Consider the following 23,205-nt stretch of genomic DNA (forward strand, 5'->3'; position numbering starts at 1 on the left):
ACCCCCACCACGAAGGAGTTACCCGATGGATGTCACCCGTCGTTCGATGTTGAAGTGGTCCGGAGCGGGGGTCGCCGCCGCGGGCTTCGCTGCGGTGATCCCCGCCGGCTCGGCTGAGGCCGCAGCCGTGCCGAACGCCGGTTCCGTGACCGCGGCTGCGGCCCCGTCCGCCGCGACGCAGGCAGCGGTGAAACAGGCCAAGCAGCTGGTCGCGGAGATGACTCTCGACGAGAAGATCGCGTACTGCCACGGGATTCCGGCGACGAAGGGCTTCACCGGCCACATCCCGGCCAACGAGCGGCTCGGCATCCCCGCCCTGCGGCTCGCGGACGGGCCCAGCGGCGTCGGCAACGGCTCGACCGGCGTCACGCAGTGGCCGGACTCCAAGGCGCTGGCCGCCACGTGGAACCCGGCCACCGCGACCGACTACGGCAAGGCCTACGGCGCCGAGCAAGCGGCCAAGGGCCACAACGTCGCGCTGGCCCCGTGCATCAACCTCCTCCGGTTGCCGCACTGGGGCCGGTCGTTCGAGACCTACACCGAAGACCCGTTCCTCAACGGGCAGCTCGCCGCGGCCACGATCCGCGGCATCCAGGCCAACCACGTCATCTCGACGGTGAAGCACTTCGTGGCCAACAACCAGGAGATCCTGCGCAACTCGATCGACGTGGTGGTCTCGCCCCGCGCGCTGCAGGAGCTCTACTACCCCGGCTTCCGGGCGGCGGTGCAGCAGGGGCAGGTCGGCGCGGTCATGACGTCGTACAACAAGATCAACGGCACCTGGGCCCAGGAGAACCGGGTGAACGTGCAGGACACGCTGCGCGACGCGTGGGGCTTCGACGGCATGGTGATGTCGGACTGGGGCGGTACGCACAGCACCGTCCAGACCGCCAAAGCCGGCTCCGACACGGAAATGCCCGGCAGTACCTACCTCGGCGACGCGCTCAAGGCCGCCGTGCAGAGCGGTAGCGTCAGCGAAGCGCAGCTCGACACCATGGTGACCCAGGTGCTCACGGCGATGATCCGCGTCGGGCTGTTCGACCACCCGCTGCCGGATCCGGCGACCGTCGTCGACACCGTGGTCTCGACCCCGGCTCATCTCGCGCTCGCGCGGCGCATCGGCGTCGAAGGCAGTGTGCTGCTGAAGAACGACGGGGTGCTGCCGCTGGCGCGTCCGCGCAGCATCGCGGTCATCGGCAACGCCGCCGACGCGGGCGCCCAGACGCACGGTGGCGGCTCCGGCAGCGTCAACCCCAACGGCGCCGTCGTGACGCCGCTGGCGGGGATCCGTGCGCGCGCCGGCTCCACCCCGGTCACCTACAGCCCGGGCACCCTCGGGATCGCCGCGGTGCCCGTGGTCCCGGCCGCCGCGTTCGGCGCCGGGCTGACCGCGACGTACTACGCCTCCACCGACCTGACGGGTGCCGCACTCGGGACCGAAACCGTGCCGGCCCTGAACATCACGGCGACCCCGGCCGCGGTCGCCGGCCAGACCGACGGCTGGTCCGCGCGGTACACCGGCACGTTCCACGCGGACGAAACCGCGGGTTACCGCTTCAGTCTGGGCGTCGGGGGGCTGACGACACTCAGCATCGACGGCAAGGAGGTGCTCACCGCGTTGCCGGGCCGCGAAGCCGTGCAGAACGCGCTGGTCGACTTGACCGCGGGGGAGCACACCGTGGAGGTCACCTACGTCTCGGCCGCACCCGTCGGCGGCCGCGCGCCGCGCACCTCGCTCGTGCTGGGTGCCCAGGCCGGCTACGACAAGCTCCACCAGGCGGCGGCTGCCGCGGCGCGGGCGGCCGACGTCGCCGTCGTCGTGGTCGCCGACGTCACCAGCGAAGGCATGGACCGCTCCACCCTGGCGCTGCCCGCCGACCAGAACGAGCTCATCACCGCGGTCGCTCAGGCGAACCCCAACACCGTCGTGGTGCTGAACACCTCAGGTGCGGTCCTGATGCCCTGGCTGGGCAGCGTGAAGGCCGTGCTCGCCAACTGGTATGCCGGTCAGGAACAGGGCAACGCCCTCGCCGCGATGCTCTTCGGCGACGAGGAACCCGGCGGGCGGCTCCCCGAGACCTTCCCCGCGGCGAACGACCAGGGCCCGGCCAAGACCACCGTCGAATTCCCGGGCGACGGCGTGCAGGTCTACTACGACGAAGGCCTCGCGGTGGGCTACCGCTGGTACGAGCACTCGGGCGAGAAACCGTTGTTCCCCTTCGGTTTCGGCTTGTCCTACACGAGTTTCCGGCTCGGCGGGTTGCGGCTTTCCCGCACGGCGGGCGGGCTTCGCGCGCAGGCCACGGTCACCAACACCGGCCGCCGGGCCGGGTCGGAAGTCGTCCAGCTCTACGTCGCGGCACCGGACGCGGCGCGGGAGCCGGCGCAGCAGCTCAAGGCGTTCACCAAGGTCACCCTGAAACCGGGCCAGACCACCACGGTGACCCTCGAGGTCGCGCGCGACGATCTCGCGGTCTGGCTCGACTCGACCACGGGCTGGACCGTGGTGCCCGGTAGCTACACCGTCGGTGTGGGCACCTCGTCGGCGGATCTCCCGCTGCGGGGACGCCTGTCGCTGTCCTGAGAATCCACAGCTGAAGCGGCGCCGGGGAATCCCTCGGCGCCGCTTTCCTGCGGTGGGTGGTATCGGTCTCAGCTCATGGCTCGTCGAAGCGGACTACTTCCCGTTGTAGACGACGTAATCGTGGTACGGCGTGAGCGTCACCGGGCCGCGGAGGCCGTAGGGCTGGCCGGCCGTTGATTTCTTGTTGTACTTGGACACTGCGTTGCGCAGTGTCGTCCGCACAGTGATCTGGACGGCGTTCGTGCCGGGGTGCAGCCATCGGGTGATGTCCCACTGCCGGCCGTCCGTGATCTGGGTGCCGGCGAACTGGCCGTTGACCGAGATGTCCGCGGTTCCGTCGACGTGGCCGATGTCCAGCTGTACTCCTTGCGCGGCGTTCGCGTGCCACCCGTCGGGCAGCGTGGTGTTCGCCGTGTAGGTCCCGACACCGGACTCCCCGTTGAGCCGGGTGATGTCCCGCCAGTCCTTGAGCCGGAACTGCTGGAACTGCGAGTCGCCCAGCCCGCTGGGGATCGACACCGTGGCGCCGCCGGTGGGAGTGACGGTCCTGACCGTCGACGACCACGGGGTCCACTGGTCGATGGTGGACGGACGGCTGGCCGGGACGCCGGAAAGCGGCCGATCGTCGTCGGTGCGGACTTCGGCGTTGACGTCGGTCTTGCGGCCGTCGGACAGCTGGAAGGTCTGGCCGCCGGATTCGGTCGCCCGGAAGACGATCTTCCCCTTGCTGACGAGGAATGAACCGTCCTTGGGCGGCGCGCCCGTGACGTGGACAGCCGGCCTCGCGTCCTTGTTGATCGTCACAACTTCGCCTTGGCCGCACTGCAGGGTCATCGGCACGGTGGTGCGTCCGTTGCCGGAGGAGTACTGCGCGATCGGCGAGATCGACCCGTTCCACAGGTTCATCGCCGCCGGCACACCCTGGACCGCGAAGGAGGGGCTGAACGTGATCGGGTGATCGGACGGGTTGTAGAGGTAGACGTAGGCGCCGCCCTCGACGTCGCGCCACTGGGACAGGATCTGCGTGCCGTCCGAAACGACTCGAGGAGTGAGACCCAGGCGCTTGAGCGCAGTTCGCGACGTCATGCTGCGACGCCACCTTCGTGGCTGACGGCAGTTTGAGCGTCGCAGCGACGTTGTTCTTGCCCACGGCGTCGCCGCGCGCTCCGCTGGCGTAGGTCGTGTCCCGGTCGGGGAGAGCACCTGCGAACACGACCCGGACGCCGGCCTTCGCGGCTTGCAGGATCGCCGCCGACGCGTCGTGGGTGATCGGCCGTTGATCGACGACCAGGGCGCGGTAGCCGCTGGTGCCGGGGAACAGTTCACCGTGGTCCGGACGCGAATCCTCGGCCAGTCCTTGGGGATCGAGGTACTCGACGGAGAAGCCCTGCTCCTCGAGGCGCTGAGCGTTGAACAGCGACTGGTGCCCGCGTGGGGACAAGAAGGAGTCGCTGTAGACCGCGACGTCCGTCTTTGCCGTGCCGGTCTCGAGCACGCTGGTGCCTCGCGCGAAGTAGCCGTTCAACGCCGGCCAGCTGGACCACTGGGGGAAGTTCTTGTCGTGCCAGCTTTCGGTGACCGAGTCGGTGAATCGCGTGGTCCCCGGCCACGCCGCGCCTGCGGATTGCAGGGCGAAGTCGTGGATGAACGGCTGGGACACTCCCACGGCCCACTCCTTGCCCATCAGGTCGCGGTAGTCGTCGAGGTTCATGCTGTAGGCGGGTTTGAAGATCGCCCCGAGTTCGACGCTGAGGAGGCGCCGCCGCCCTGGTGCACGCCTGAGGCGATCGTCTGCTGGAAGGCGAGCGAGTTGCGCCAGGCGGGGTCGGCGGGCGAGACCGGCAAGTTCTCGCCGGCGTCGAGGGATTCGGTTTCCGACCTCGCTCCGAAGCTCTCCAACGAGCGGAAGCTCCGGATCGGTTCGAGGTCCTGCAGGTAGGTGGCCTGGGCTTTGTACTGCATGCCGTACTGCTTTGCCCAGTCCTGGAACACCTGCAGGTGGTTCGCGATGTACAGGTCGGTCAGCGTCTCGTAGTAGTCGTGCCGGATCTTGCTCGCCGACCCGTCGGAGAAGGAGAAATCGGGTCTCGGTTCCTTCGGCGGAACGGGGAAGTCCGACTCGCCCTGGACGAACATCATCGGCAGGTACTTCGCCATGTCATATCTGCGGCGGCTGCGGAATTCGCTTTCCATCTTGGGTGTCCACAAGATGGGGGTCGCGTGCAGCTCCAGCGAATCTTCGAACAGGTCCGCTCCGGATTTCCGCAGTTTCGGCGCGTTGTCCTTGCCGATCTGGAGCTGATCGAGGTCCTGCGCGGCCTTGCGTGAGGCGTCCGCGTCCAGCGGATTCGTGGAGTTCCCCTGGTTTTCCCGGGACCAGAACGCGAACAGCTCCCAGTCGCCCGCCGCCGGTGCCCGCCACGAGATGTCGCCGTTCTTCACCTGCGCCGTGAGGTCAGTCAGGGAGCCGGGATCCAACACCGTCGACTTGGCCGGTGGCCGGCCGGGCGCCGACACGTCGGGACCGGCTTCCACGACCCGCGCAGCCGGGACCGCAACCAGCCGGCGCACCTGGGGCAGTTGCGCCGCGTCGATCGGCGGCGGAACCGGCCCCGAAAAGCTCTGACCGCCGGACATGTGGACGCGGCCGTACTGCAAGTTCTTGCGAGGCGAAGCCACTTCCGGCGCCGGTCGCCGGCGTCAGCACCGGCCACGCTGCTCCCTTGGTCATCGACACCTTGATGCCGAGGTGGGCGGCCTTGTTCAGCACTTGGCCCAGGCTCGTGCGCTGGTCGTCCGTGGCCCACGCGCCGTCGGAGAACGCGATCTCGACCTCGCCGAACCCGGCGTCCGCGATGACCTGCAGCTCGCGAAGTGCCTCTGCGTTGTCCAACGGCTTCTGCCACCACCACCGCATCGCCGGCTTGAACCGGGTGTCCGGGTGCGCGAACTGGGCCGCGGAGAGTCCGCCGGCCGGCGGTTGCAGTACATCCGTTCCGGTCGGCAGCTCAGCGGACGTTTCGGCCGAGGTCCGCAGATCAGAGCTGGCGGTCCCGCTGGGTGTCAGGCCGACCAGCGATGCGACAGTCACCGCGGATAAGCCGAGGGACAAGAACATCAATTGTCGTTTTCTCGATGTGGTGGACGAAAACATCCACCTTCAGTGGTGGTTTCTGTTCGCCTGAAGCTCAGGAGGGTGGGGAAAGGCGATTTCGCTTCGGTGGGATTCGTTCTTTCGTCACGCGGAGTGGGCTGCTGTGGAGGTTTCCTCCACAGCAGCCCACAGCGTTACGGCGTTCTCAGTCTTGTCAGGAAACGGTGATCCGGTAGGTGCCGCCGGGCACTGTCAGGGTCACGTAGCCGCCGGACGATTTCGCCTCGGGGCCGATGTCCTTGAGGACACGGCCGTTGATCGTGACGACCGAAGTGCGGCCGACCGGGACAGTGATCGTGCCGGTGGTGTGCTCGGGCGCCTGCACGGTGAGGGCGAACCGGCCTGATCGCGAGTCCGAAGTCCACTCCGTCTTGATGGCTCCGTAGGCGGTGGGGACGGCGCCGCTCGCCCAGCGAACGCTGCCGGGATGCGGCGCGATGCTCCACGACTGGTAGCCGGCACCGACCGGCTCGACGCCGAGCAGTTGCTCGGTCAGCTGCACCGACGGCGACGCGGCCCACCCGTGGGCGAGGCTGGCCGTCGCCCGGTTGACGCCGCCGGTGCTGTTCTTGAACTCCCAGAACGCGCCGGTGTAGAGCGGGTTCTTCTTGTCGATCATCGGACCCCAGGTGCGTTTCATGAGGTCCAGCGCTCCGGTGGTGTCACCGACGGCGAAGCGGCCCGCGGTCTCCATGCCGTTGGCGAAGGGCTCGATGGTGTGACCCGTGGGGTCCTGAAGTCCCGGCCCCATGATGGCGCCGTACGGAGTCCAGAGCGTCTTCATCGCTGCGAGGACGCCGGCTTCCTTGCCCTCCGGAACGAACCCGTACTGCAGTGCCAAGGCGTTGGCGTCTTCGACCAGCACGTCGGCCTTGGCGCTGCTCTGCCCGTACGCCCCGAGCTGCGGGTTCCAGAGCTTGCTGGTCACCGCGGCTTTGATGGCCTCGGCCTTGGCATCGTCGGTGTCGGCGAGGGCGGCCGAGCCGACACTGCGCTCGAGCCACGACATCTCCTTCAAGAGGATGTAGTAGTCGATGCTGTACTTGGTGACTTCACCGGTCTGAGTCGCCTGCCAGTAGTCACGGTCGTTGGAGACCACGAGGTTGTCTGCGCTGAGGAAGGTGTCGTTGTAAGCCAGCTCCTTCCGCAGAGCGGGGAGGGCAGCGATGAGGTAGGTCTTGTCGCCGGTGTAGCGGAAGTAGTCGATGAACGCGCGCGCCCCGTATCCGGAGTAGTTGTTCGAGTAGAACAGCGGGGAACCGACCGGCGAGGTGCGCTTCGAGAAGTCCGGCGAGCCCGGGAAGGCACCGTCCGCGCGCTGGGTCGCCAGCAGCACGTCGAGGGACGACTTCACGTAGGCCGCGCCGGCGTTTCCGAGGCTGGTGAGCAATGTGGGGATCTGGACGAGCAGGTCGCCGGTCCAGATGCTGCGGTCACGCTTGGCGCCGTCGTAGATGCGCGCATCCGGAAGGCCGTTGAGCCCTGGCGCCTTCAGGTTCAGCTGCAGCGTGTAGGCACCGGAGTACCACATCCGGTTGAGGTCGTCCTCGCTGGAAAGGAACCACCCCTGGTAGTCGGCGGGTGTCGCGCGGAACGCCTGGAAGTCCAGGCCCGCCGACGAGAGGCTGACGCTGCCGGGGGAGGAAACGGTGAGCAGGGCGAACCGGAAGCCGCCGTGGAAACCTCCGGTCAGCCGGCCAGGACCCGTCGGCTGGAACGTGTCCGGACCGCCGACACCGGCGAGCCCGCGGGACTCGTCCGAACTCGGCGCGCCGGGCGACGTGGCCACGGCCGTGCCGGTCGCGAGATCCGCCGGTAGCGCGGGTTTCACCGCTACGGTCCGCGCGGTGACGTCGAAAGCTGTGATCGTGCGGGTGACCGGCTCGCCGGTGGCGGGGGTGAACGTGATCGAGTTGCCGGTCTCCAGGTTCGCGGCGGAAGCCAGCGTAATCTGCGTCGCTCCGGTCGCTGCCGCTGCCGAGACCGTCGTCGAAGCCGGGGTCCGGATGTACTGGCGCGCCTCGGCGGTCACCAGCGTGAGCGTCGGCGATCCGGTGACACGGGTGAGGTCGAGGTAGGGCGTGCCGCCGACCTCCTTGCCGAAGTCGAGCAGGACGGAGGCCGGGGTGCCGCCCGCTTTCGTCGTGAGCGTCGTCGCGGGACCGTGCGACTTCAGCAGCGACTGGGGATGGGTGACTTCGCCGCGGCCTTCGGCCTGGACGGGGTGGACGTCAGCGGTCTGCGGGCCGAGGACGTAGGACTGCCAGGCGGAGGTGTTCAACCCGGGCACCTCGATCGGGGACGCCACGGCGGGTGTCATCGCCAGCGCGGGGATCAGGGCGCCCAGGATTCCCGCCGTCGCCAGACGATGGAACCGGGACGGTCTCAGACTAGTGAATCGTTTCAATTCAAGTGCCTCTCTCTCCGTTGAGCGGAGGTCTGCGGGGACTGCCCGGGACGGGCACGGACGGGCCTGGCCGCGGTCGGGCACCACGGCCAGGAGGAAATGGTGGAGACCCGCCCGCGGGCGGGGCAAGGATTTGTCCGGATCCGGACGCGCATCCGGCGTCGGGCGAGGTCGCGCGCCAGGCACCTGCACTAGCATCGGTGGCACTGGGTGTCGTGCGGGCGGGGAGAGGAACAGTCGGCTGAACAGGGTCACCATTCGCGACGTCGCGGACCTGGCGAAGGTTTCCCCGGCCTCGGTGTCGAACTACTTCCACCGGCCGCGGAAGCTCTCCGAGGGAACGCGCCAGCGGATCCGCCAGGCGGTGGACACGCTCGGGTTCGTGCCCAACGACGCCGCGCGCACCCTGCGGACCGGCGTCAGCCCGGTCATCGGCTACCTCGCCTTCGAGCTCGCGGGCGCCACCACTCCGGAGATCGCCGCGGCTATCGAGCAACGGGTCTCGGCCGAGGGCATGTACATGCTGATGGCCAACGACACCGCGTCCGAGCAGCGCGAACGCGCCTACCTTCAGCTGTTCGCGAAGCAGCAGGTCAGCGGGGTCATCATCGCGCCGGTCGGCAACGTGGAGGCCGAGCTCGCCCGGATGCGCTCGTTCGGCATCGCGAGCGTGCTCAGTGCACGCCGCGCCGAGTCGCCGGCGCAGGCGTCGGTGTCGATCGACCACGTCGAGGGCGGCAGGCTGGCCGCCGCGCACTTGATCGAGCAGGGGCGCAAGCGCATCGGGTTCGTCTCGTCTTCGCTCGAGCTGAAGCAGATGTCCGACCGGCTGAACGGGGCGCTGTCCGCCGTCCACGCCGCGACGGGTGTCACGCTGGAGGTCCTCCCGGTGCCGGAGCGGTCCGTGGAGGCCGGGATCGCTTGCGCGGACGCGCTCCTGCGCCGGCCGCCGGCCGAGCGGCCCGACGCGTTGTTCTGCGCGAACGACCTCCTGGCCATCGGTGTGGTCCAGGCTTTCGCGGCGAACGACGGAGTCCGCGTGCCGGCTGACATCGCCGTGGTCGGTTACGACGACATCGAGTTCGCCCGGTCCACGATCGTGCCGCTGACCACGGTCCGCACACCGCAAGCGGAGCTCGGCACCGCGGTGGCTGACCTGTTGTTCGCCGAGATCGACGCCCTCGCCTCGCCGGGTGGCGGCAGTCCGCCGCGTCATCAGCTCGAGTTCTCACCCGAGCTGGTCGTCCGGGCTTCGACCGTTCGGCAGTGACCCACTTCACAGACGGCTTCGAGCTGGCTCGTTGTTGAATCGTTTTACCCATTTCGGCTCGCGGCCTTGACCTTCCCGGGAGGCCATGTGGTGTGATGCCTGGCGCACCGAGGTAAAACGTATTACCAACGGCGTGCTGCTTCGACGATGAAGGAGACCTGATGGCCGAGAACACTGCCACCGGCGCGGCCGCGCTGGAGACCAGACACTGGCTGCTCGCGGTCGCCGCGGGGATGGCGTCGCTGCTGGATTCCGGGGCGATCATCTCCGTGGGCTTGGGCCTGGCGCTGTGGAAGAAGGCATTCGAGCTCGACGTGTGGACCGTCGGGGTGCTCGGCTCGGCCTTGACGTTGTTCATCGCGGTCGGGTCCGTGTTCGGCGGGCGCCTGGCCGACCTGGTCGGCCGCGGCCGGATGTTCTCCCTGACGATCCTGCTGTACGCGGCCGCGGCGGTGACAGTCGCGCTGGCCCCGAGCGCGACCGTGCTGGTGATCGGCGTGATCGTGCTGGGCATCGCCGCCGGGGCCGACCTGCCGACCTCGCTCGCCGTGTTGTCCGAGCGCGCACCCGACGGGGCGCAAGGGCGGCTTGTCGCGTTCACGCACGTCATGTGGACGATCGGCGTCGTGGTGGCGACGCTGCTGGGCTTCGCGGTCTCCGGGATGGGGGTGCCCGGTGTCAGCCTGATCTTCGGGCTGCTCGCCGTGCTGGCCGTGGCGACGTTCGGGTTCCGCGCGTTCTACCCGCCGTTCCGCCGGCTCGAGCAGGAGGCGCAGGCCCGGTACGTGACGGCAGGCGTGGATCCCGCGAAGGCCCTGCCGCTCGCGAGCCTGCTGCGCAACCGGGCTTCGCTGGTCCTGATCGCGCTCACCGCGCTCTTCTACCTCTTCTTCACCTTGGTGGCGAACACCTTCGGTTCGTTCAAGACGTACTTCCTCGTCACTGTCGGGGGTACGACGCAGACCGTCGCGACCGGACTGTCGTTCGGCACCACCCTGATCGGTCTCGTCGGCACGATCGTCTTCACCCGCATCGCCGACACCAAGTGGCGCAGCCGGTTCTTCGCCGCGGGCGTGGTGGTCTTCCTCGTCTGCCAGCTGCTCATCGCCGTCACCGGCGGCGTGGTCCTGCCGGCGATGATCGCTGCCTTGGTCCTGTACAACATCGCGTTCCCCTTCGTCGGGGAGGCGCTGTACAAGATCTGGACCCAGGAATCGTTCCCGGTCAACGCCCGCGCGACCGTACAGGGCTTCACCATCGCGATCGCACGGTTCATCGCCGCGGCCTTCGCGCTCGTCACTCCCGCGCTCATCGCGTGGAGCCCGGCCGGCCTCTACTACTTGCTGGCCGTGTTCGCGGTGGTGTCCGGGCTCGTCGGCTCGCTCATCATCCGCCGGTTGCGGGCCGGCTCCGGCCGCGCGGCGGCTTCGCCGTCCCGGGCTGCCACTCTCACCACCAAGGAGGCTCTTTGATCACCGGTGATCCCCTCGTCACGGTCAACGCTCCCCGCATCGGCCTGTCCGGCGAGCCTTTCGTGGCGACCGCCTCGCCGAAGCTGTCGTGGACGACGGTGTCCCGTACCGGAGGCTGGCTCCAGGCCGGCGCGGAGATCGAGGTGTCCCGCGGTGGTTCGCGCACGACCGCCACGATCGAGGGTGACGCGTCGGTCTTCGTGGCGTGGCCGTTCATCCCGTTGCGACCGCGTGAAACCGCGAGCGTGCGGGTGCGGGTGCGGGGAGCCGACGGGTCGGCGTCGCCGTGGAGCGAGGCGACCGAGGTGACGGCGGGGTTTCTCGGAGCTTCCGAGTGGCGAGCGCGGTTCGTCGGGTCCGGTTCGGACGAACCGCACCTGCTGCGCACGACGTTCGAAGTGCGCGGCGCTGTCCGGCGCGCTTTCCTCTACTCGACCGCGTTCGGTGCCTACGACGCCCGGCTCAACGGCGCCGCGGTCGACGACGCGGTGCTCAAGCCCGGCTGGACGAGTTACCAGTGGCGGCTCCACTACGACGTCACTGACGTGACCGAACACCTCCGCCAAGGGGCGAACACCCTCGGGATCGAACTGGCCGGTGGTTGGTACACCGAGGAATTCGGCTTCCGGGACCGGGCACGGAGGTTCTACGACGGCCACCCGGCCGCGGCTGCGCAGCTGGTGATCGAGTACGCCGACGGCACCACGGCTCGGGTGGTCACCGACGAGCGGTGGCGGTGGTCGTCCGGGCCCGTGGTCGCGGCGAGCATCTACCAGGGTGAAACCCACGACGCGCGACTGCACGATCCGAAGTGGACGGATCCGGGGATCGCCGGGGACAACTGGAGCCCGGTGGTTCCGGTCGATGTCCCGGACGTCCGGCCCGAACCGCGGACGAGCCAGCCGGTCCGGGTGGTGCAGCGCCGGGAGGTCGTGAAGGTCATCACCACCCCGGCCGGCCGCACGGTACTCGACTTCGGCCAGAACCTCGTGGGCTGGGTCAGGCTCACCGTGACCGGTCCCCGCGGGCACACCATCACCTTGCGCCACGCCGAGGTGCTCGAACACGGCGAACTCGGGACCCGGCCGCTGCGCAACGCGGCTGCCACGGACCACTACACGCTTCGCGGCGACGGTGAGGAGACGTGGGAGCCGCGGTGGACCTTCCACGGGTTCCGGTACGTCGAGATCCAGAACTGGCCCGGCGCGTTCTCGCCGTCGGCGGTCACGGCCGCTGTCGTCCACACCGACTTGTCCCGCACGGGTGGCTTCTCGACGTCACACCCGTTGGTGGAGCGCTTCCACGAGAACGTGGTCTGGGGGATGCGCGGGAACTTCCTGTCGATCCCGACCGACTGCCCCCAGCGCGACGAGCGGCTTGGCTGGACGGGTGACATCCAGGTCTTCGCGCCCACCGCGGCGTTCCTCTACGACTGCGATGCCTTTCTCCGGTCCTGGCTGGAGGATGTTTTCCTGGAGCAGAAAGCCGCGAACGGTGTCGTCCCGATGGTCGTCCCCGCGGTGATCCCGCAAGTGCCGGGGCAGCTCGAACCCGTCGCGGCGTGGGGTGATGCGATCACGGTCGTGCCGACTGTCCTCAATGAACGCTTCGGCGATCGGGACGCGCTGGCCGTCGCGTACGAGGCCATGAAGGCGTGGGTGGACACGGTCACGGTCCGCACCGGCGGCAGCCCCCTGTGGGAAAGCGGCGTCCAGTTCGGTGACTGGCTCGACCCGGACGCGCCACCCGATCAGCCGGGGCGCGCCAAAACCGACCCCGGGCTGGTCGCCACCGCCTATTACTACCGATCCGCCGACCTGACCGCGAAAGCCGCCGCGGCACTCGGCCGAGACGACGAGGCCCGCCACTACGGAGACCTCGCGGCGGGCATCGGTGAGGCGTTCCGCAGCACGTACGTCACCGCTACGGGCCGCATGATGTCGGACGCGCCCACCGCCTACGCCCTCGCCATCGTCTTCGGCCTCGCCGACGGGGAGAGCAAGTCCGCCATGGGGGAGCGGCTGCGGCACCTCGTGAGGTCGTTCGGCTACCACATCGCCACCGGCTTCGTCGGCACCCCGATCATCTGCGACGCGTTGACCTCGACCGGGCACGCGGACGCTGCGGCGCGCCTGCTCGCGCAGACCGAGTGCCCGTCGTGGCTGTACCCGGTGACGATGGGCGCCACCACCATCTGGGAGCGGTGGGATTCGATGCTGGAGGACGGCTCGATCAACCCCGGCCAGATGACGTCGTTCAACCACTACGCACTCGGCGCGGTCGCCGACTGGCTGCACCGCATCGTCGCGGGCCTGGCACCAGGGGAAGCCGGGTATCGCCGCCTCCGCATCGCGCCGACGGTGATCGACGTGCTGGACGACGCGTCGGCCTGGCACGAAACGCCGTACGGGCGGGCGTCGTCGGGTTGGCGGCGTGAGGGCGGGGTGGTGCGGTTCGACGTCGAGGTGCCGGCCAACACCCGCGCGCTCGTCCGGTTGCCGTCGGGAGCGGAACACGAGGTCGGCAGTGGCACCCACACGTGGACCGAGCGGCACCCGCGCCCGCGGCGCACCCGCTCCGAACTCGGGCTCGACAGCGATCTGGCGACCATCGTCGACGATCCCGAGGCCTACCAAGCCGTGCTGGCGGCGATCAGCGGGATCGACCCCGAACGAGCGGTCGCGTTCCGCCGGGCCACTCGGTGGACACCGGGCCGTTCGCTGCGCGACCCGCTCAGCCACACCCCGCTCGACGTCGTCGACGCCATCGAAAAGGCCCTGGCCGCACTCCCGGCCGGGGAATTGCCGTGACGCCCGTCCCGCCGGCGGACTTGCTCGTCGACGGACGGCGCGATCCGATCGGCGTCGGGCCCAGCCCGGTGCTCAGCCGGCACGCGCAGAGGCAGCGGCAGGCGCAGGTCCAGGTGGTGGATGACGAGGGTGAGCTGGTCTGTGACTCGGGAACGGTTCTGACGTCGACGCGGGACCTGCGGTCGGCGGCCCGGTACGCCCCGGCCGCGCGGTGAGCCGTTGACGCCTCCGGGTCTCCGGCGAGGGCGACCAGGTTTCGGCGTGGAGCCGGTGGGCTCGGTGGGAGACGGCCTGCTCGATCCGGCGGACTGGTCGGCCTCATGGCTGGACCGGTGGACCGACCCGGCGCGGCGCATCGTGCGCTCCGTCGAGTCCGACCACATCGCTTGGCTCGAGCCGGGCCGCTGGCTGGGCCAGACCGTCGCCGTCGACGGGGTGATCACGGCGGTGAGCGTCGCTCTCGTCGACGAGCCGGCCGAGGAGGTTCGGGGCCGGCTCGAACTGTGCGATCCGGAAGGGACGGTGCTGGCGGCTGAAGTCGTGGAACGGGGCGCGTTCCGCTGGGACCGGTTCGCCCACTTCCTCGAGGTGCGGAGGCGGGCCCGGCGAGTACCTGGTGCGGATCAGCCTCGAGCGCGACCGGCTCGGCTGGCGGACCCTCTCGGCGCCCGCCGCCGCGGCCCCCGATGACGGCGTCTCGCCGAGGCCGGCGCGAGGGCGGGCGTTGCGGGACGACGCCGAGGAGCCGGGCACCCGGGCGATCGGGGTGGGGACCGTGCCCGCGCCGAACCGCGTATTGGCACGAAGTTCACTGTGGACGAAGCCCGGGAAGCGCGGCTGTTCGCCGTCGGCCTCGGGTACGGGGAGTTCAGCCTCAACGGGACGGTCGTGACCGAGGACGTCCTGGAGCCGGCTCAGACCGACTACGGCCGCACCGTTCTGTACCGCAGCTACGACGTCACGAACTTGCTGCGCCGGGGCGAAAACACCTTGGTCGCCGAACTCGGTCGCGGCTTCTACGCCGCACGGGGCGCCAACCCGTGGGCGTGGCAGCTGTCGCCCTGGCACCGGGAACCGGTTGTCATCGCGCAACTCGAGTATGTGGACGGTGCGGGGCGGCGGATCGTGGTGGCGACTGACGACAGCCGGGAAACGGCGGACAGCGCCATGGTCGGCGACATCCTGTACACCGGCGAGACGATCGTGCGGACGGGGAAGCAGTGGGTGCGGGCCGCGGAGGTGACGCCTCCCGGAGGCAAGCTGATCCCCGCTCGCGCGGCTCCGGTCCGGCGAGCCGAGGTGCTGCCGGCGGTCTTCGCACGTGCGCTGGGCTAGGGCACGATCGTCGACAACTTCCGCACCGTGCTCGCCGGCCGTTGCGCTGCACCGTGACCGGCGAGTCGGGTGCGGAGGTCGTGGTCCGGTACGGCGAGCGCTTCAACCGGGACGGCTCCGTGCTGTGCGAAAACCCCTTGCCGCCGGTGCGGCGCAGGTCGACCGCCTCGTGGTGGGCGACGACGCGGCCCTGACCTGGGAGCCGAAGTTCAGCTGCAAGGGGTTCCAGTTCGCTGGTGTCAGCAGGTCCGGACCCGTCAGCGTCACGGACGTCCGCGCCGTCCGGTTGCAAGCCGCCGTCGACGTCGTGGGCGAGTTCGAGTGCGGCGACGAGGTCCTGGCGTGGGTCGACAAAGCGACGGCCCGGACGGTCCTCAACAACCTGCACGGGATCCCGACCGACACGCCGGTCTAGGAGAAGAACGGCTGGACCGCCGACGCGCACCTCGTCACCGAAGCGGTCCTGCACCACTTCGATCTCCGCGCCACGCTGGGCGATGGCTCGACGACCACCTCGACGCCCGCGACGGCCACGGAATGGGTCGGCACGATCTGCGGCACCGCGAGCCGCCGATCCGGCCTGGAGCGCGCGATGGTCCTCCTCCCGTGGAACCTGTACTGGGAGTACGGCGACCCCGAAATCCTCGAACGCTGTGTCCCCCGCCGAGCGCACCTACACCGACCGGCTCCTGGCTCTGGCCGAAGACGGCCTGTGGCCCCACCACAGCCGGGGTGATGGGCTCTCCCCGGGACACCGCGTCGCGCCCGAAGGTCCCATGCCGACCGCGACGATGATGCTGCACCGGGTCGCGGGGCGCACCGCCGACCTCTGTGAGGTGCTCGGCCGCTCCGCGGCGCACGATCGCTACCGGGAAGCCGCCGAGACCATCGCCGGCGCCTACCACCGGTGCTTCTTCGACGCGCCCAGCGGCACGTACCGGTCGCCCGGTGCCGGTTACCGCCAGGCGATGAACGTGCTTCCGCCGGCGTTCGGTGCCGTGCCCGCAGAGCGCGCCGACGAGGTCGGCGCGGGCTTCATCGCCGATCTCGAACACCGCACCGGGCGATCTGCGAGCGCACCACCGACCAGTCGGGCTGCTCCTCGTCGAGCTCCGTGCGCGGGACGGCGGCCCCGGGCACCCCGAGCACCCGCACCAGCTCATCCGCGTACCCGTCGGGCAGCAGCTGGTGGCCGACGACGACACGGTGTCGATGATCGACTTCGAAAAATGGCGTTCGACGTGGCTTCGGGCGAGCGGCCGGCGCTGGGCGCGCCCGGGTTCCGCGCGCCGGCCGACCGGCACGGGTTCGACATCGAACGCTACGCGCGGCCACCTCGATCGCGGCGCCGTCGCGGTGAAACACCTGCTGCCCGTCCTGTGCGCCCTCGGCCGCAGCGACCTCGCCGTCACCGCGGCGACGCACCGTGACCGCCCGGGCTGGGGAATCTGGCGAGACTGCGGGTTCTCGACCCTGTCGGAGTCCTGGGACGAGACCGCGCGTTCGCGCAACCACTACTTCCTGGGCTCCGCGTCCGCCTGGATCCAGCAATCCGTCGGTGGCCTCCGCGCCACCAGTCCCGGCCGGCGGTCCCTCGAAATCGCCCCACTCGCCGACGACCGGGTGCACTGGTCCCGCATCACCCACACCACGGTCCGCGGCCGGGTCGCCGTCTCGTGGCCGCGCAGCGGTCCGGTGTGGACCGTCGAGGCCGAGGTTCCCGACGGCGCGGTGGCAACGCTTCGCCTGCCAGGCCACGACCCGAGGCCGCTGAGCGCCGGCCGGCACACCTTGGAGATCGGCCAACGGCGCGGCTGATCGTTGCCGGAAGGCGCAAGTATTCCCGGTCACCGCTGGAGGGCACGGTGGCAGATCGGCTCCCTGACCGTCCCCTAGCGACGGTCCACTCCGTTCTGCCCTGAGGAATTGCCTGGGACCGCGGGAGTTCGCGTGGCTTTACTGGACACCCCTCGTCCAGAATCCGCGACACCCCCGGAGAAGGCCTCAATGACCGAGTCCCCACCGCACGTCGCTTCGACCGGCCTGGAACGCAGGCGGGGCCGCAAGGCACGCGTCGGCGCGCAGGTCGGGTTGTTCATCGACATGTTCGACGTCTACCTGCCCGTCATCGTGCTCGGGCCGGTGCAGGCGTACTTCACGCCGGCCGGCTTGCCGGACGCCACGGCGAAGATCCTCACCGCCGCGATCTTCGTCGCGACGCTGCTGGGCCGGCCGCTGGGCGCACTCATCTTCGGGCACCTCAGCGACCGGCGGGGGCGGCGGCGCACGTCGATCGTCCCGCTGGTCGGCTTCGGCCTGTGCACGCTGCTGATCGGGCTGCTGCCCGGCTACGCGACACTCGGCGTGACCGCCGTCGTGCTGCTCGTGGCGCTGCGCTTCCTCGACGGCGTCTTCCTCGGCGGGCAGTACACCGCCGCGACGCCGCTCGCGCTCGAACAGAGCCCGAAGGCGCGCCGCGGATTCACCGGCGCCGTCATCGTGACCGGCTTCCCGCTCGCGTACTGCGCCATCGCGCTGCTGACCACCGCGCTGGTGCTCGTCATCCCGGCCGGCGGCCCGTCGCCGCCGTACGCGCAGTGGGGCTGGCGGATCCCGTTCTTCCTCGGCGCCGTCCTCGCGCTCGGCTGGGCGCGCTGGTACGCGCGCAACGTCCAGGAGTCCGACGCGTGGCGCGAGCGCCAACCCGGCTCCGGCCGCTCGCCCGTGGCGGAGCTGCTGCGGGGCGGGAACTTGCGCGGCTTCCTCCAGGTCTTCGTGCTCATGTCCGGAGTCTGGCTCGCGTTCAACATGGTCGGCGCGGTGCTGCCCGGAGTCCTGCGCACGAGCGCCGGCCTCACCGGCGTGCAGTCGACGGTGGTGCTCGCGGTGGCCTACGCCGTGCTGGCGGCGGCCTACGTCGGTGCCGGTGTGCTCAGCCAGCGCATCGGCCGCAAGCCGTTCCTCGTCGCGCAGGGCGTGCTGACGGCCGTCGCGGCGCCGCTGCTGTTCCTGCCCATCGCGAGCGGGCAGCTGTCGGGGGTGGCGCCGGTGGCCGTCGCCGTGGCGGCGCTCGTGCTGGTGGTCGTGTCGACGTATGCCGTGGTGAGCACCTACATCGTGGCACGGTTCCACGTCGGCGTCCGCTCCAGCGCGTACGGGCTCAGCTACACGACCGCCGTGATCATCCCGTCGTTCTACGCGTTCTACCAGGCCGGGCCGGCGCGGTTCCTGCCCTACGACCTCACGCCGCTGGTCTTGCTCTGCGCGAGCGGCGTGCTCATCGTGGTGGGTGCCGCGTCCGGACCGGAGACGAGACACGTCGACCTCGGCGCCCAGCCCGCCGAGGCGGCACGAGCACTTCAACCGACCCGGAAGACAGGAGACAGGCCGTGACGATCATCGACCAGGACATGCGCGACATCATCGACCGGGCCATGCTCGCGTTCGCCGCGACCGTGTGCGAGGACGGTTCGCCCAACCTCTCCCCGAAGGGCTCGGTGCGCGTCTACGACGACGAGCACCTCGTGTTCATGGACATCGCGTCGCCCACCACGATCGCGAACCTGCGGCGCGACCCGCGGATCGAGATCAACGTCATCGACTTTTTCAGCCGCCGCGGTTACCGCTTCAAGGGCCGGACCCGTTTCGCCCCGCCAGGCGCGCCGGAGTACGAGTGGCTCAACTCGTGGCTGCTCGAGGTCAACGGGCCGGGGTACCCCGCCAACGAGGTGGTGGTCGTCGACGTCGAGCGCGTGCTGCCGATCCTGTCGCCCGCCTACACGTGGGGCGGCGCCGAGCAGGGCGCGCTGACCGAGGCTTGGGAAGAGCGCTACCGCACCACGATCGCCGAGCACAAGCTCGGTGATCCGGTGACCGGGGAGCGGGAAGCGTGACGGTCCCGGCGACCATGCGGGCCGCGTTCATCCGGGCCACGGGCGGGGTCGAGCGGATCGAGGTCGGGCAGCTGCCGACACCGGTTCCGGGACCGACCGACGTGCTGGTCCGGGTGGAGCTGAGCAGCGTCAACCACGTCGACTTGTTCGTCCGGTCCGGCGCGTACTGCACACCGACGCCGTTCCCCTTCGTCATCGGCCGCGACCTCGTCGGCACGGTGGCCGCGGCCGGACCCGGGGTCGCTGGGCTCGCGCCCGGCGACCGGGTGTGGTGCAACAGCCTGGGCCACGGCGGGCGGCAGGGGGCGTTCGCGGAGTACGCCGTGGTGTCCGCCGAACGGCTCTACCCCCTGCCGGCGGGCGTGGCCGCGGAGGCGGCCGCGCCTGTGCTGCACGGTGCGGCGACCGCGCACGTCGGGCTGTTCCGCGAAGCGCGCCTGGCGCCCGGCGAAACGGTGTTCGTCGGTGGCGCAGCTGGTGCCGTGGGGAGTGCCGTGGTGCAGCTCGCGGCAGCGGCGGGTGCCCAGGTGGTGGCGACCGCTTCGCGGCGCGACGTGCAGTGGTGCACCGAGTCCGGCGCTGCCGCGGTGATCCCCTACGACGCCGCGGACTTCGACGAGCAGCTGCGGGCGGGCGCACCCGGCGGGTTCGACGTCTGGTGGGACAACAGCGGCCACCACGACTTCGAGCGCACCCTGCCGCTGCTGCGCCAGGGTGGCCGGGTCGTCCTGATGGCCGGGCTCGGAGCCGCGCCGGTTCTGCCGGTCGGCGCGCTGTACGTGCGCGACCTGAGCCTGCGCGGCTTCGCGATCAGCAACGCGTCCGTCTCCGACCTCGCGGCCGCCGCGACGGTCATCAACTCCGGTCTCGCGTCGGGCCGGCTGCGCGTGCGCGTCCGCGCGACGTACCCCCTCACCGACGCGGCCAAGGCGCACGCGGCGCTGGAGTCCGGTTCGGTGCGCGGGCGGATCCTCGTCCGGCCGAGCTGAGGCATGTCTGGCCATGCTTTCCCGGTGATCGGGGCGTGGAGGAGCACGGTGGAGCGGTAGACGATCGCCCGTGGCGGGGCGGCAAGGCCACGCCAGTGCTTGCGCAGGTCGAAGCGGCGTTCGACGGCGTTGCGACCTCGGTCGTCGATCGCGTCCAACGCGGATGGCCGACCGCTACGGAACCCCGGTGTTCGCGGTGCCCGGTCTGATCGGCAGGTTCGGGAATCACCGCGACAATGGCGCGAGCACGCAGACGACTGCGGTGTGGTCGCGTGGTGATGCGCCCGCGCGATCGTGGAATCCACCGACACCGTCGACGCTCACCAGTACGAACCGGCAGCAGTCCCGGAGCTACGCCCTTGCGCAGCCGACAGCAACTCAACCCGCGACACGATCGGCAGCATCCCAGCTGCCACACACAGAGTTTTTCCGGCCGAGCCGGCCCGGTTCAGAGCGTGGCGTTCTCCGCGGCGACCTTCCGCGCGAACGCCCGCTCGATCCCGGCCGTGGTCATGGTCAGCCCGCGCACGACCGAACCGAGCACCTCGGTGGAGAAGCGGGTCGACGGCATCGAGACGCTGACGGCGGCGCGGAGGTCGTCGTCGTCCGTGTGGACGACGCGGCCCACCGCCGTCACGCCCGCCTCGGTGGCTTCGACGTTCAGCGCGAAGCCCGCGGCCGGGATCCCTTGCAGTTCCTCCCGGAGCGTCTTGAGCGACGGCCGTTCCTGCTCGCGCCCGGCCCACGCCTGCGGCGCGTAGATCGCCTCGAGTTCTTCGGCGGGCAGCTCGGCCGGGATCGCCTTCCCGCCGGACACGAGGTGCGCCGGGAACACCGAACCCTCCCGGCTGCCGACGCGCAGCACCCGTTTGCCCTCCACCGTGCCGATGAAGCGCATGTGGTCGCCGAAGAGCACCATCAGGTTCGCGCTCTCGTCCAGGCGCGTGGCCAGCGACTCGACGAACGGCATCGCCACCTGCCGCAGCAGGGACACGCGCGAATGCGACCGGGCGGCCAGCGCCAGCACCGGGCCCGCGGCGTAGCACCGGTTCTCGTCCTGCACGGCGAAGTCGCGGTAGACGAGCATCGACAGGAGCCGGTGCGCCGTCGACCGCGCCACGCCGAGGCGCTCCGCCGCGTCGCTGACGCGCAGAGGACCCTCCACCTGGAGGATCACGGCCAGCTGCAGCGCGTGGTCGACGCTCGTCACGGAGTAGCTCGGTGAGTTCTTCAGGGCGGAATCTCCTCTTCGCCCTGACGGCAGCATTCTAGCTTTGTTTCCACCAGTTCCCAGTGTTTCACGGCTGAATGCCGTTCTGGAGAACAGAACTTGCTGTGTTGGTGGGGCCACGGGGCCGAAGATGGGGTTGTTCCCACGCGGAGAGGAGCCCGCACCGTGCAGTTCTACCTCGACGGCTACCGCCCCGGTGACCCGTTCGTGCAGCAGCCGCACCCGTCCGTGGCCGAACGTCCGGCCGGCCTGCCGGAGACGGCCGACGTGCTCGTCGTCGGGTCCGGCCCGGCAGGCCTGGTGCTCGCCGCTCAGCTCGCGCAGTTCCCGCAGCTGCGCACGGTGGTCGTCGACCGCCGCGACGGGCCGCTGGAAGTCGGGCAGGCCGACGGCGTCGCCTGCCGCACCGTGGAGATGTTCGAAGCCTTCGGGCTCGCCGACCGGCTGGTCCACGAGGGGTACCGGGTCAACGAGGTCACCTTCTGGCGGCCCGGTACCGACGGCATCGAACGGACCGGGCGCATCGACGACGTCGAAGAGGGCCTGTCCGAGATGCCCCACGTGATCGTGAACCAGGCCCGGATGCTGAGCTACCTGCGCGAGTACCTGAGCCGTTCGGCCGCGCGCACGGAACCGTTCTACGGCCTGCACCTGACCGACCTCAAAGTGGACCCCGACCCGGCCGCGGAGCACCCGGTCACGGTCACTCTGCAGCACGTCGAGGGGTTCGAGCCGACGGGGGAGACCTCGACGATCCGCGCGCGCTACGTCGTCGGCTGCGACGGCTCGCGCAGCGCCACCCGGCAGGCCATCGGGCTGGAACTGCGCGGGGAGGCGGCCGACAAGTCGTGGGGCGTGCTCGACGTGCTGGCGGTGACGGACTTCCCCGACATCCGGCTGAAGGCGGCCATCCACTCCGACCACGGCAGCATCCTGATCATCCCCCGCGAAGGCGGGTACCTGGTGCGCCTCTACATCGAACTCGACAACGACCGCGACGGGGAAATGCTGCGCTCGCGCACCGTCACGGCGGAGAAGCTCGAGGCCGTCGCCAACCGGATCCTGCACCCGTACACGCTCGACGTGAAGCACGTCGGCTGGTGGACGGTGTACGAAATCGGCCAGCGCCTGTGCGACCGCTTCGACGACAACCCGGTTTCACCGCGCGTCTTCATCGCGGGCGACGCCTGCCACACCCACAGCGCCAAGGCGGGCCAGGGCATGAACGTCTCGATGGCCGACGCGTGGAACCTGGGCTGGAAGCTCGGCACGGTGCTGCGCGGCACGTCCCGCCCGGAGATCCTCCGCACCTACTCCGACGAACGCCAGGCCCTCGCCCGCCGGCTGATCGAGTTCGACCGCGAGTTCACCACCTTGTTCAGCGGCCACGACGAGGATTCCGCGCGCTTCCAGCACTACTTCCGCGAACAAGGCCGGTTCACGGCGGGGGTGGCCGTCCACTATGGAGCTTCGGCGCTCACCGCTTCGCCCGAGCAGCAGGGGCTTGCCACCGGGTTCCCGGTGGGGATGCGGTTCCACTCGGCGCCGGTGATCCGGCTCGCCGACGCCAAGCCGATGCACCTGGGCCACGCCGCCCGCGCGGACGGTGCCTGGCGCCTCTACGCCTTCGCCGATCCGGCGCATCCCACTGCCGCCGATTCACGGCTTCGCGCGCTGGGGGAGTTCCTGCCGTCCCTGCTCGACCGCTTCACGCCGGTGGATGGTGACCCGGATTCGGTGCTCGATGTCCGGGCTGTGCTCCAGCAGGGGCACCGGGAGCTGACGGTGGCGGATCTGCCCCCGGTTCTGGTGCCGCGCAAGGGCCCGTTCGGCTTGGTGGACTACGAGAAGACGTTCTGCCCGGCTCCGGCGGCGGACATCTTCGACCTGCGCGGGGTCGACCGCGAGCAGGGTTGCGTCGTGGTGGTGCGGCCGGATCAGTACGTGGCGGACGTGGTGGCGCTGGACGCGTTCGATCGCCTGGCGGAGTTCCTCGCCGGGGTGCTCGTGGGGAGGTGACCCGAGGCCGTGCCGGGACCGCGGCGTGGCCCCTCTCCCGG

The 23,205-nt window shown here is 70.1% G+C and carries 19 protein-coding genes and 1 pseudogene; 16 read left to right on the plus strand and 4 right to left on the minus strand.

Going from position 1 to position 23,205, the window contains the following annotated elements; translation table 11 throughout:
• Positions 1-25 precede the first annotated feature (25 nt).
• Positions 26-2,584, plus strand: coding sequence for a glycoside hydrolase family 3 C-terminal domain-containing protein (locus I6J71_RS11815; protein ID WP_204094759.1), 2,559 nt, complete (start codon positions 26-28; stop codon positions 2,582-2,584).
• A gap of 93 nt (positions 2,585-2,677) precedes the next feature.
• Here the strand turns inward: I6J71_RS11815 and I6J71_RS11820 are convergent, their stop codons facing one another.
• Positions 2,678-3,670, minus strand: coding sequence for a hypothetical protein (locus tag I6J71_RS11820; RefSeq protein WP_204097635.1), 993 nt, complete (start codon positions 3,668-3,670; stop codon positions 2,678-2,680).
• 621 nt (positions 3,671-4,291) lie between these two features.
• Positions 4,292-5,263, minus strand: coding sequence for a glycosyl hydrolase (locus I6J71_RS47980; RefSeq protein WP_239154679.1), 972 nt, complete (start codon positions 5,261-5,263; stop codon positions 4,292-4,294).
• A gap of 44 nt (positions 5,264-5,307) precedes the next feature.
• On the opposite strand from I6J71_RS47980, the gene I6J71_RS47985 reads away from it, so the two are divergent.
• Positions 5,308-5,769 carry a hypothetical protein gene (locus I6J71_RS47985; protein WP_239154681.1) on the plus strand — a complete coding sequence of 154 codons (462 nt, stop codon included), beginning with the start codon at positions 5,308-5,310 and terminating at the stop codon, positions 5,767-5,769.
• A 123-nt stretch (positions 5,770-5,892) separates the two neighbouring features.
• On the opposite strand, the gene I6J71_RS11830 is transcribed toward I6J71_RS47985, so the two are convergent.
• Complete coding sequence (locus I6J71_RS11830) at positions 5,893-8,028, minus strand: alpha-L-rhamnosidase C-terminal domain-containing protein (protein ID WP_239155330.1); 2,136 nt, start codon at positions 8,026-8,028, stop codon at positions 5,893-5,895.
• A gap of 415 nt (positions 8,029-8,443) precedes the next feature.
• Here I6J71_RS11830 and I6J71_RS11835 point away from each other — a divergent pair, with 415 nt between their 5' ends.
• The 13 genes and pseudogenes from I6J71_RS11835 (at position 8,444) to I6J71_RS11895 (ending at position 19,914) form a co-directional block, all read left to right on the plus strand.
• Entirely contained in the window at positions 8,444-9,415 is a 972-nt protein-coding gene (locus tag I6J71_RS11835; RefSeq protein WP_239154683.1) for a LacI family DNA-binding transcriptional regulator, read from the plus strand.
• Positions 9,416-9,576: 161 nt separating this feature from the next.
• Positions 9,577-10,887: an MFS transporter gene (locus I6J71_RS11840; protein ID WP_204094761.1), complete on the plus strand. Its 1,311-nt coding sequence runs from the start codon at positions 9,577-9,579 to the stop codon at positions 10,885-10,887.
• Positions 10,884-13,697 carry an alpha-L-rhamnosidase gene (locus I6J71_RS11845; protein ID WP_204094762.1) on the plus strand — a complete coding sequence of 938 codons (2,814 nt, stop codon included), beginning with the start codon at positions 10,884-10,886 and terminating at the stop codon, positions 13,695-13,697. The genes I6J71_RS11840 and I6J71_RS11845 overlap by 4 nt, the downstream gene beginning before the upstream one ends.
• Positions 13,694-13,912, plus strand: a complete 219-nt coding sequence (locus I6J71_RS11850; RefSeq protein WP_204094763.1) for a hypothetical protein — start codon at positions 13,694-13,696, stop codon at positions 13,910-13,912. The genes I6J71_RS11845 and I6J71_RS11850 overlap by 4 nt, the downstream gene beginning before the upstream one ends.
• Positions 13,913-13,958: 46 nt before the next feature.
• Positions 13,959-14,387: a hypothetical protein gene (locus I6J71_RS11855; RefSeq protein WP_204094764.1), complete on the plus strand. Its 429-nt coding sequence runs from the start codon at positions 13,959-13,961 to the stop codon at positions 14,385-14,387.
• Positions 14,388-14,510: 123 nt separating this feature from the next.
• Positions 14,511-15,032: an alpha-L-rhamnosidase N-terminal domain-containing protein gene (locus tag I6J71_RS11860; protein ID WP_204094765.1), complete on the plus strand. Its 522-nt coding sequence runs from the start codon at positions 14,511-14,513 to the stop codon at positions 15,030-15,032.
• Between the two features lie 124 nt (positions 15,033-15,156).
• Positions 15,157-15,447 carry a hypothetical protein gene (locus I6J71_RS11865; protein ID WP_204094766.1) on the plus strand — a complete coding sequence of 97 codons (291 nt, stop codon included), beginning with the start codon at positions 15,157-15,159 and terminating at the stop codon, positions 15,445-15,447.
• Between the two features lie 48 nt (positions 15,448-15,495).
• Positions 15,496-15,768: a hypothetical protein gene (locus I6J71_RS50565; protein ID WP_204096997.1), complete on the plus strand. Its 273-nt coding sequence runs from the start codon at positions 15,496-15,498 to the stop codon at positions 15,766-15,768.
• A pseudogene (locus tag I6J71_RS50570) lies at positions 15,686-16,030 on the plus strand (hypothetical protein); the annotation flags it as partial. The gene I6J71_RS50565 and the pseudogene I6J71_RS50570, both read left to right, overlap by 83 nt.
• Positions 16,031-16,220: 190 nt before the next feature.
• Positions 16,221-16,850, plus strand: coding sequence for an alpha-L-rhamnosidase C-terminal domain-containing protein (locus tag I6J71_RS11880; protein WP_239154685.1), 630 nt, complete (start codon positions 16,221-16,223; stop codon positions 16,848-16,850).
• 189 nt (positions 16,851-17,039) lie between these two features.
• Positions 17,040-18,425, plus strand: coding sequence for an MFS transporter (locus I6J71_RS11885; RefSeq protein WP_204094769.1), 1,386 nt, complete (start codon positions 17,040-17,042; stop codon positions 18,423-18,425).
• Positions 18,422-18,925 carry a pyridoxamine 5'-phosphate oxidase family protein gene (locus I6J71_RS11890; protein WP_204094770.1) on the plus strand — a complete coding sequence of 168 codons (504 nt, stop codon included), beginning with the start codon at positions 18,422-18,424 and terminating at the stop codon, positions 18,923-18,925. Before I6J71_RS11885 ends, I6J71_RS11890 begins: the two co-directional genes overlap by 4 nt.
• Positions 18,922-19,914, plus strand: coding sequence for an NADPH:quinone reductase (locus I6J71_RS11895; RefSeq protein WP_239154687.1), 993 nt, complete (start codon positions 18,922-18,924; stop codon positions 19,912-19,914). Before I6J71_RS11890 ends, I6J71_RS11895 begins: the two co-directional genes overlap by 4 nt.
• Before the next feature lie 448 nt (positions 19,915-20,362).
• Here the strand turns inward: I6J71_RS11895 and I6J71_RS11900 are convergent, their stop codons facing one another.
• The gene (locus tag I6J71_RS11900) at positions 20,363-21,124 is read right to left on the minus strand and encodes an IclR family transcriptional regulator (RefSeq protein WP_239154689.1); all 762 of its coding nucleotides are present in this window, start codon (positions 21,122-21,124) and stop codon (positions 20,363-20,365) included.
• Positions 21,125-21,310: 186 nt separating this feature from the next.
• On the opposite strand from I6J71_RS11900, the gene I6J71_RS11905 reads away from it, so the two are divergent.
• Entirely contained in the window at positions 21,311-23,164 is a 1,854-nt protein-coding gene (locus tag I6J71_RS11905; RefSeq protein WP_204094771.1) for an FAD-dependent monooxygenase, read from the plus strand.
• Positions 23,165-23,205: the final 41 nt, after the last annotated feature.

The sequence above is a fragment of the Amycolatopsis sp. FDAARGOS 1241 genome (assembly GCF_016889705.1).
Classification (GTDB): Bacteria; Actinomycetota; Actinomycetes; order Mycobacteriales; family Pseudonocardiaceae; genus Amycolatopsis.